Origin of the sequence: Mycobacterium sp., assembly GCF_032162105.1 — a bacterium.
Classification (GTDB): domain Bacteria; phylum Actinomycetota; class Actinomycetes; order Mycobacteriales; family Mycobacteriaceae; genus Mycobacterium.
Genome location: NZ_JAVRPS010000382.1, coordinates 1 through 9548 on the forward strand (window position 1 = coordinate 1; position 9548 = coordinate 9548).

At 65.7% G+C, this 9548-nt stretch carries 8 protein-coding genes and 2 pseudogenes; 4 read left to right on the plus strand and 6 right to left on the minus strand.

All coding sequences use genetic code 11. The features are described from left to right. From QOC69_RS19325 to QOC69_RS19335, 3 genes are all read left to right on the plus strand, one after another. Positions 1-725: ABC transporter permease (locus QOC69_RS19325; RefSeq protein ID WP_526442503.1), on the plus strand; the 725-nt coding region annotated here is incomplete at its 5' end. Further along, positions 722-1525 carry an ABC transporter permease gene (locus QOC69_RS19330; protein WP_526442505.1) on the plus strand — a complete coding sequence of 268 codons (804 nt, stop codon included), beginning with the start codon at positions 722-724 and terminating at the stop codon, positions 1523-1525. The genes QOC69_RS19325 and QOC69_RS19330, both read left to right, overlap by 4 nt. Positions 1526-1556: 31 nt before the next feature. Continuing rightward, positions 1557-2630 carry an ABC transporter substrate-binding protein gene (locus tag QOC69_RS19335; RefSeq protein WP_526442507.1) on the plus strand — a complete coding sequence of 358 codons (1074 nt, stop codon included), beginning with the start codon at positions 1557-1559 and terminating at the stop codon, positions 2628-2630. A gap of 15 nt (positions 2631-2645) precedes the next feature. Here the strand turns inward: QOC69_RS19335 and QOC69_RS19340 are convergent, their stop codons facing one another. From QOC69_RS19340 to QOC69_RS19350, 3 genes and pseudogenes are all read right to left on the minus strand, one after another. Next, positions 2646-3083 carry an SRPBCC family protein gene (locus tag QOC69_RS19340; RefSeq protein WP_526442509.1) on the minus strand — a complete coding sequence of 146 codons (438 nt, stop codon included), beginning with the start codon at positions 3081-3083 and terminating at the stop codon, positions 2646-2648. Positions 3084-3172: 89 nt separating this feature from the next. Beyond that, complete coding sequence (locus QOC69_RS19345; protein ID WP_526442511.1) at positions 3173-4255, minus strand: CaiB/BaiF CoA transferase family protein; 1083 nt, start codon at positions 4253-4255, stop codon at positions 3173-3175. 2 nt (positions 4256-4257) lie between these two features. Then, a pseudogene (locus QOC69_RS19350) lies at positions 4258-4700 on the minus strand (SRPBCC family protein). 82 nt (positions 4701-4782) lie between these two features. Here QOC69_RS19350 and zwf point away from each other — a divergent pair. Continuing rightward, a complete protein-coding gene (gene zwf, locus QOC69_RS19355; protein WP_526442513.1) occupies positions 4783-6285 on the plus strand; it encodes a glucose-6-phosphate dehydrogenase in 1503 nt (500 codons plus the stop codon). A 67-nt stretch (positions 6286-6352) separates the two neighbouring features. On the opposite strand, the gene QOC69_RS19360 is transcribed toward zwf, so the two are convergent. The 3 genes and pseudogenes from QOC69_RS19360 to QOC69_RS19370 all read right to left on the minus strand — a co-directional run. Further along, positions 6353-7825, minus strand: coding sequence for an MCE family protein (locus QOC69_RS19360; RefSeq protein ID WP_526442515.1), 1473 nt, complete (start codon positions 7823-7825; stop codon positions 6353-6355). 1 nt (position 7826) lies between these two features. Continuing rightward, on the minus strand, positions 7827-8948 hold the full coding sequence (locus QOC69_RS19365) for an MCE family protein (RefSeq protein ID WP_526442517.1): 1122 nt from the start codon (positions 8946-8948) through the stop codon (positions 7827-7829). Further along, positions 8945-9548 (minus strand): annotated as a pseudogene (locus QOC69_RS19370) (mammalian cell entry protein); the annotation flags it as partial. The gene QOC69_RS19365 and the pseudogene QOC69_RS19370, both read right to left, overlap by 4 nt.

The following is a 9548-nucleotide window of genomic DNA, read 5'->3' on the forward strand; positions in this document are numbered from 1 at the left end:
TGCTCCTGGTGTGGTGGCTGCTGGCCGCGCTGGGCGTGGCAGGCGGAACGATCCCGACACCGGTCAGGGTGATCGCCACGATGATCGGCGACGGCGCCGCGCTGTACGGGCCGAACTTCGCGGTCACCTCGCAGGGCGCGCTGCAGGGCTTCCTCTGGGGTAACGGCCTTGCGATCGCCCTGGCGGTCCTCGTCGTCCTGATTCCGCCGGTGGAGTCCCTTGCCACCCAGCTGGCGATCTTGAGCTATTGCACCCCGTTGCTGGCGCTGGGCCCGATCATCCTGGTGGTCTTCGGCGGACGGGCACCGACGATATTCCTGGCGGCGATGTACTGCTTCTTCACCACCATGGTCGGCACGCTGGCCGGACTGCGGTCGGCGGACAAGGCCAGCCTCGATCTGGTGGAGGCGTACGGCGGCGGTAGGTGGCAGAAGTTCACCAAGGTCCGGCTGTTCGCCGCCGCGCCGAATACCTTTGCCGCGCTGAAGATCGCGGCGCCGTCAGCGGTGCTCGGAGCGATCCTCGGCGAGTACCTCGGCGGTGTCGACAGCGGAATCGGGGTCGCGCTCACCGCCGCGCAGACGTCCTACAACGTGCCGCGCACATGGGGACTGGCCATCGCGGCGGCGGCCATGGCGGGCCTGGGCTATGCCATCGTCGCCGTGGTGGCGCGGGTGGTGACGCCTTGGACGTCTGCGTCCTCGGCCCGGGGAGCACGACGATGAACGCGAGCTTGCGTCGTATCGGCCGCTTCCTGGCGCCGCTGGCCATCTCGATGGCTCTGCTGTTCGGGCTGTGGTACCTGTTCCTCGCGGCGTTCCCGCAGGTCGGTCCACGCGTCGGCAAGTCTCCGACGGACGTGTGGAGCTACCTGTTCAGCAGCCCGACGAGTCACACCGCCCGGGCCAACCTGCTGGACAACCTCCAGATCACGCTGCGAGACGCAGCGATCGGCTTCGTCGCGGGAATCGGTGCTGCACTGATCGTTTCCGCATTGTTCGTCCTGTTCTCCACCCTGGAACAGACGCTCCTGCCGATCGCGGTGTTGCTGCGGTCGGTGCCCCTGGTGGCCATGACGCCGATCATCGTCCTGGTGTTCGGGCGTGGCGTTGGCGCGGTGGCGGTGATGGCCGGAATCGTGGTGTTCTTTCCTGCGCTGGTGATGATCATGGCGGGTCTGCGCGAAGCGCCACGGCAGGCACAGGAGCTCGTCGCAGCCTATGGCGGCAACCGTTGGAGCGCGCTGTACATGGTCGCGATCCCGTCCGCGTTGCCTTCGGTGTTCGCGGCAGCGCGGATCTCGGTGCCCGGCGCGCTCATCGGCGCGTTGATCGGTGAATGGCTGGGCAGCGGTGAAGGTTTGGGCTCCAGCCTGATCAAGGCGATACCGCGCTATCAGTACAACGAGCTGTGGGCATCGGTCGCCATCGTCACCATCGGGTCGATCCTGCTCTACGCCGTGGTCGGCGTCCTGGAGAATCTCGTGCTCGCACGCTTCGGGCCCGATGCCGGGCGGCCGTCCTGACAACGAGCCGTCGGGCGCTTAGTCTTCGCTGATGACATCTGCCCTCGATCGCCGGGACTTCCTCCGTTACGCCGCACTGGCGGGGTTCGCCGTCGGAGGAACGGGCCTGATTGCTGCGTGCGGCGGCGGTGGCTCGTCGGGTTCGTCCGGCGGTGGCACGGCCGATGGCTCCAAGTTCGGATCGGTTGCGGTGCAACTGTCCTGGATCAAGAACATCGAGTTCGCCGGCGAGTACTTCGCGCTGGAGAAGGGCTACTACAAGGAGGGCGGGTTCGGCAGCGTCGATCTCGTCGCCGGCGGTGCGGCAGGCACGGGAGTCGAGGCGGGGCTGGACACGGGCAAGATCTGGATCGGCATGTCGGCGCCGCAACTCACCGCACCGGCAGTGCTCAACGGCCTGCCCGCGAAGATCGTCGGCACGACGTATCAAAAGAATCCGTTCTGCATCGTCAGCTCGGCGGCCAAGCCCATCAATACGCCGCAGGAGATGGTGGGCAAGAAGATCGGCGTCCAGGACTCCAATCAGCTGGTGTTCGGCGCGCTGGTGGACGCCAACGGCATCGATCCCAAGTCGATCACCGTGGTGCCCGCACAGTTCGACCCATCGCCGCTGGCCAACGGAGAGGTCGACGGCTGGGTCAGCTATGTGACCAATGAACCGATCACCTTGGCGTCCAAGGGTTTTGCCAACCACGCCATGTTGTTCGCCGACTTCAATCTGCCGCTCGTCGGAGAGACGTTCACGGTCAAGCAGGAGACCATCGACAACGAGCGGGACAAACTCAAGGCGTTCCTGATCGCCGAGATCAAGGGCTGGCGGGACGCCATCGCCGACCCGGCGGAATCCGCCCGGCTCGCGGCGGAGGTGTACGGCAAGGACCAGAACCTCAACGTGGCCGAGCAGACCGAGGAAGCGAAGGCTCAGGTCGGGCTGGTGGTCTCCGCCGACACCAAGGCCAACGGTCTGTTCACCATGACCCAACGCCTCGTCGACGAGAACATCTCCGCGCTGAAGGCCGCGAAACTCGACCTTGCCGCCGGGGACCTGTTCGACCTGTCGATCATCAACGAGATCTACACCGAACATCCCGACCTCAAGGCCTGAGGTCGGTCGACGTGGTCAGCCGTAGAAGCGCGTCACCCGGCGGCGCAGCCTGTCGATGGCGACCTCGAGCACGATCTTCTTGGCGCGCTTGATCAGGAACTCCGGGATCGGCGCGGCCAGGTCGATGATGATGTCGAACCGCACCCGCGTTTGATCTCCCTCGCGGGTCAGGTTGTACTCGCCGTGTTGACCCCGTTGCTGGAATGTGTCCGACGCGTCCCACACCACCCAGTCGCGGCCCCAGTGGTACTCCAGGAGTTCCCTGTCGGTGAAGCCCATGATCTTCACCGTCGCCTTGACGTGGTGCGGACGGCCATCGGGGTATCGGTCGAGCACCTCGGCATGCCGGTGCACCGTCGACCACGACGGCACCTCCTCGATGTCGGCGAGCGCGTCGAGAATTGTTTCTGGCGCGGCGTCGAACATCACTTCTCGTGACGCTCTTACAGCCATGAGCAAATGCTAATGCATACTCCGGCCTTGTGCAGGACTTTCTGCAGCTAATTTCAAGAGATCGGTCAATTTGCCGATCGTACCTGGTCCTACCAGCCGATCTCGTCGAGCGGGGTGGTGCCCTTGGGCGGGACGCCTGCCGCCGCGGGCGGGGTGCGGGAGAACCGCGGCGCGGGGGCGGCCTGATCGACCCCGTCGACCGTGACGACCGTCGAACGCGCCTTGAGGTGCTCGTTGCCGGACGCCTCGGTCCAGCTGAGCACGGGCGTGACGCAGGCGTCGGTGCCTGCGAACACCGCCGTCCACTCGTCGCGGGTCTTGCTGGCGAACCGCTCGGTGAAGATCGCCTTCATCTCGTCGTAGCGGCCCAGCTCGAACTGGTTGGGGATCTCGTCGGGGGTCAGGCCGAGGCCGCTGACCAGTTGGGCGAAGAACTGCGGTTCGATGGCGCCGACCGCCATGTACTGACCGTCGGACGTTGCGTAGGTGCGGTAGAACGGCGCACCGCCGTCGAGCAGGAACGACTCCCGCCGATCCTGCAGCGACCCCGTCGCCTTCATGGTCCACATCATCTGGGCCAGGATGCTGACGCCGTCGACCATCGCGGCGTCGATCACCTGACCCTTGCCGGAGCGTTCCCGCTCGTAGAGCGCGGCGACGATGCCGAGCAGGACGAACATCGATCCGCCACCGAAGTCGGCGACCAGGTTCAGCGGCGCCACGGGCGGCCGGTCGCGGTAGCCGATGGCGCTGAGCGCCCCCGTCTGGGAGAGGTAGTTGATGTCGTGGCCCGCCGTCATGGCCAGTGGGCCGTCCTGCCCCCAGCCGGTGATGCGCGCGAAGATCAGCCGCGGGTTGACGGCCGCGCAGTCGTCGGGGCCGATGCCGAGCCGTTCGCACGTGCCGGGCCGGAAGCAGTCGAGCAGCACGTCGGCCTTGGCGGCCAACTCCAAGAGCGCCTGAGGTTCCTTCTTGACGTCGAGGTCGACGACGCGCTTGCCCCGGTGCAGTAGGTCGACGTCCTCCGCGGGCATCTGCAGACCGCCGGGCCGCCGCACCCGCACCACGTCGGCGCCGAGGTCGGCAAGGATCATCGCCGCATGTGGTCCCGGCCCGATGCCGCCCAGTTCGATCACTCGCACCCCGGCCAGGGGTCCCGCACCGTCGGCCACGGTCAGCCGCCCTTCTTGATCTTCAAGACCTGCTTGCGCAGGCCTTCCGTGGCACTTTCGGTGCCGCCCTTCAAGGCGCGCTTGAGGACGAATCCGGGCATGGGAATCGACAGGTCGATGGCGATGTCGAACCTGACCTTGGTCTTGTCACCGTCCCGGGTCAGGGTGTAGCTGGCGTCCTGCTTCTTCAACGCACCGCCTTGATCAGGGTCCAGCTGACCTTGTCGTCGGACCAGGTGTACTGGATCTCCATCTCGTCGGTGATGCCTGCGGTCTTGACCGTCATCATGACCCGGCGTGGCCTACCGTCGTCGCCCATCTCCAGGATCTCGGCACGCTGATACTGCGGTGACCAGTCCGGCGTCGCCTCGACGTCGGCGATGATGTCGAGGATCTCCTCGGGGGACGCTTCAATCACTACTTCGCGGGAATCGCTGGTTGCCATGCCGCGACACTAGCGACCACACGCGAGCTCACGGGCATTTGCCCGCCTCGATGTAGTGCGCCGTTAACGTCGAAATGGAAGCATGCCGGGTGTGTCCACAGATCCGCAGACCATCGCTTACCCGGCGCCGGGCGCCCGGCCGCACCGCCGCGACACCGATGCGCTCGAACCCCACGTCATCGTCCTGTTCGGCGCGACCGGCGACCTCGCCAAGCGCAAGCTGCTGCCTGGCATGGCCTACCTCGTCCAGTCGTCCCTCGCCCCCGAGATCCGGGTGGTCGGCACGTCGCTGGAGGAGCTCACCGATGACGAATTCCGCAAGCTCACCAAGGAGGCGGTTGACGCGTTCGGCACCCACAAGCTCACCGATGAGCAGTGGAAGAACTTCGCCAGCCGGATCACCTACGTGCCGCAGGGCGCGGGTCCCGAGGCGCTGGCCGCCGCGGTGGAGGCAGCCGAGGCCGAACTGGGGCCGGAAGCTCTACGGCTGCACTACCTTTCGGTTCCGCCGAAAGCGGCACGCGCAGTCATCACGATGTTGAGCGACGCGAAGCTGGTCGAGCGCTCCCGGATCGTGATGGAGAAGCCGTTCGGCACCGACCTGGCCAGCGCGATCGAGCTCAACGACTTCGTGCACGAGACCTTCCGCGAGCGACAGGTCTTCCGCATCGACCACTTCCTCGGCAAGGAGGCCGCGCAGAACATCCTCGCGTTCCGCTTCGCCAACGGCCTGTTCGAGCCGATCTGGAACCGCAATTTCATCGATCACATCCAGATCGACATCCCGGAGACCCTGGGTCTGGACCAGCGGGCGAATTTCTACGAGAGCACCGGCGCCTTCAAGGACATGGTCGTCACCCACCTGCTGCAGGTGATGGCGTTCGTGGTGATGGAACCACCGACGGCGCTGGAGCCCCGCGCGATCAGCGAGGAGAAGAACAAGGTCTTCCGCTCGATGCTCCCGATCCACTGCGACCACGTGGTCCGCGGTCAGTACTCCGGTTACCGCGACGAGGTCGGCGTCGCAAGGGATTCCGATACCGAGACGTTCATCGCACTGAAGGTGGGCATCGACAACTGGCGCTGGGCGGGCGTGCCGATCTACCTACGGACCGGCAAGCGGATGGCCGAGGGCATCCGGGTCATCTCGATCGCCTTCAAGGAGGCGCCGCGAACCATGTTCCCTGCCGGTTCCGGTGTCGGCTCGCAGGGGCCGGATCACCTCACGTTCGACCTGGCCGACAGTTCCAAGGTGTCACTGTCGTTCTATGGCAAGCGCCCGGGTCCCGGCATGAAGCTCGACAAGCTGTCCATGCAGTTCTCCACCCAGGAGACGGACTCCCAGGGCGACGTGCTCGAGGCCTACGAGAGGCTGATCCTGGACGCCATGCGCGGTGATCACACGCTGTTCACCACCGCCGAGGGCATCGAGTCGCTGTGGGAGCGTTCGGCGCCGCTGTTGGACGATCCGCCGCCGGTCAAGATCTACCCGCCTGGCACGTGGGGCCCCAACGCCATCCACCAGTTGATCGCACCGAACGCGTGGCGGTTGCCGTTCGAGCGGGCGTGGCGCGAGAAGAAGTAGGACGCTAGGTTCCGGAGGGCTGGGGGTCCCCCCGCTTGCGGGGGAGAGCGAAGCGACCCGGGATCAACTACGGCGCCGGTGGCACCAGCAGCGACTGCCAGGTCTTGTTGCCTGGGTTGGCGAGGTCGCCCTGCGTGTACCGCTGACCGTCCGGGCCGATGTAGTCGCCGGTAGCCGGGTCGTACGGAACGAAGGCGACCGGTGGAGCGGCGGGCGGCGGGGCACCCGACGGCTGCGGCACCACCGGATGGGCACCGGGCGGGTCCTGCGGGATGCTCTGACCGGAGAGCGTTGCGTTCGGGTCGCCCTTCCAGTTGTAACCGTCGTTGAGCGGGACGTACTGCTCGTCGCTTTCGCACATCTCGGCCGTGGGCGCCCGCTTGGCGGGATTGGTCTCGCACGGAATGTTGCGTACACCACGGACATTGAGATCCGAGTCCTGCGGCACCCGGCAGTACAACTCACCGGCGGGCCTGTCGGGATAGTCCTGGTCGGAGGGCGAACGCTGCTGGCGGACGGGCAGGAATCCGGTGTTGCAGGGTGGTGGCGTGTTGAGGTTGAGGTTGAAGTCGAGGTAGATCCCTCGATAGGCCTGCTTGACACCGGAATCCGCGAGGGCGATCGCCGACATGACGGCCGTCCCCTGCGGGTAGAGCACCAGCAGTTGCTCGATGTCGTTGCGGTAGGTCACCGCGATGTCGCCGAGACTCACCAGATTGGCCAGCAGCACCGGAAGGGCCGGGGCGACCCGATCCAGCAGCGCTTTGCCTTCGTTCAGCGCCGGACCACCGACGTTGAGCAGATCTCCGAAGGCCTGATCCTGCGCCTTGAGCTGGCCGGTGATCGAGGCCGTCCGGGCCGCCCAGGTCGCAATCGAATCCGACGTCTGCACTTGGGAATTCGCCACGGCCGGGAACTGGTCGATCAACGTGGTGAACGAATCCTTCGTCTTCCCCGCCTCGATCGCCAGTGACGTCGATCCGTCGACGATGCGGGATAGTTCCGGTCCCAGCCCGCCGACTGCCTTGGCCGCCTCGTCGACTACGGTGCGGAGATTGTCCTGCGGGATCGCCTGCAGCGCTTTGTTTGTGGCGTCGAGCAGGTTTCCGATATCGGGGGGAATCCGCACCCTGTCAACGGGGATGTTGGCCCCGTCTTGCAGCTTCGGGACGCCGTCTCCTGCGGCGTGCGTCTGCGGGGTCAGTTCGAGGAACTGTTCACCCACCGCGGAGCGGCTGTGCACCGCGGCCGACACATCGGCCGGAATCGCAGTGGCCGAGTTGAGCGTCAGAACGGCCCGCACACCATCACGAGTGACGTCGATCGATTCGACCCTGCCGATCTCGGTGCCGCGATAGGTCACCACGGACGACTGATACAAGCCGCCCGACGCGGGAAGCTCGACCGTCACCGCGTATCGCCCAATTCCCACCAGCGCGGGTACGTTCACGAAGCCGAACGCCATCACCCCGACCGCGATGACGGTGTTCGCCGCAAGGATCGCCAGCTGTGTCCACACCGAGCGGGACAAGCGCAGCATGCTAGTAACCCCCCCAGTGGTAGGGCGCGATCAGAGGGTTGCCCGCCGTGTACGGGCTCGGCATCTGGCCGATGGTGCGGCCCCACTGCAGTTCGAGTGTGGTGAGGTCGCCCTCCCACCTCGTCCCGGTGAAGAAGCCGCTGTCGATCCGACTCAACGTCAAATCGATGACGAGGGTGATGTTGGCGAAGTCACCCCGGAACCAGTTGGCCACCGTGCTCTTCACCCACGGATACGTTGACAGGAAGTCCAGCCCCTTGGTGAGTGCGGGTCCCGCGTTGGCCAGTTCCCGAAACACGGGCGCGATGTTGCTCAGATTGTCGACCAGCGATTCCTTGGTCTGATTGACCGTCGATGTCGCGATGGCACTGAACTTGCCAAGGGCGTCGATCGCGTCCGCCAGTTTGGTGCGCGAATCCGACAGCACGGCCAAGGCCTGCGGGATCGCGGTGAGCGCCTTGTCGACGACCTGATCCTTCGCAGCGACCTGCCCGGCCAACGAGTTGAGCTTCTCGGTGGCGGCGATGATGTCGTCGGTCTGGTCGTTCAGCTGCGCGATGAAGACATCCAACTGGGTCAGCAGGCTCCGCATGTCGTTCTCACGGCCCGCCAATGCCTTGGCGAAGGCCTGGTTGATTTCCTGAAGCTGGCCGAGCCCGCCGCCGTTGAGCAGGATCGACACCGAGGCCAAGGTCTGCTCGGTGGTGGGATAGGTACTGGCCGCCGACAGCGGGATCACCGAACCATCCTTCAGTTCGCCCTCCGGCGCCTGGTCGGTGGGCGGTGCCAGTTCGATGTGCATGGCGCCAAGGAGGCTGGTCTGTCCCACTTTGGCGGTGCTGTTCGCCGGCAGGTGTACATCCTTGTTGATGCGCATGGTCACCAACGCGTGCCAGTCCTGTACTTCGATCTTGGTGACGTTGCCGATGTTGACGTCGGCGACGCGCACCCGCGTGTTCTGTTGAATGACGACCACGTCGGGCAACTGCGCCTGGATGGTGTACGAGCCGTCACCGCCGCCTTCGGTTCCCGGCAGGCTCAGCGAGTTGAGACCACGCCACTCGCATCCAGGGATCGTGAACAAGCACGCGACGACGAACGCCGTGATCAGCTTGTGCCTCACGGCGTGCCCCCCGGTGGCGGCGGCGGTGCGTCGTCCGGTTGGCCGGGTGGCGGAACCATCAACCCGGGCAATCCCTGGCTGGGATCGGTGGGCGTCGTGGCGGACAACGGCGCTTCTGCCGGAAGCAGCGCGTCCGCGTCGATCGGCGGGGGTACGGCGGCAGGCGGCGGCAGGTGCGGATTCAGCCGGTCTTCGCTGTAGGTGATCTCGTTGGGCCGCGCCGACGCCCCGACGAAGAGATTCTCCCCGAGCGGCGGGAAGTTGTACTGGCGGTTCTTGATGATGGGCGCGAGATACTGGACACACATCTTCGACGATTGTTCCCAATTCTCGCGTGACGCGGCTTGGATTGCGCTGCAGATGAATTGGGTGGTATTGGCGAAGTTGACGGCGGCAAAGATGCCCGTGACTGCGCTCTGCGCAGGCTGGTAGATGTTCATGAAGTTCTGGAACACCGTCGGCCCGATGTGCAGGACCTGCTTGACGTCGCCGCGGCTGTCATTCAGCGCCGTGGTGACCGAGTTGAACCGGTCGAAGGTGACGCCAAGCCCTTCTCGGTTCTCGGCGACGAAGCTGCGCACGTCGTTCACCGCGCCGTCC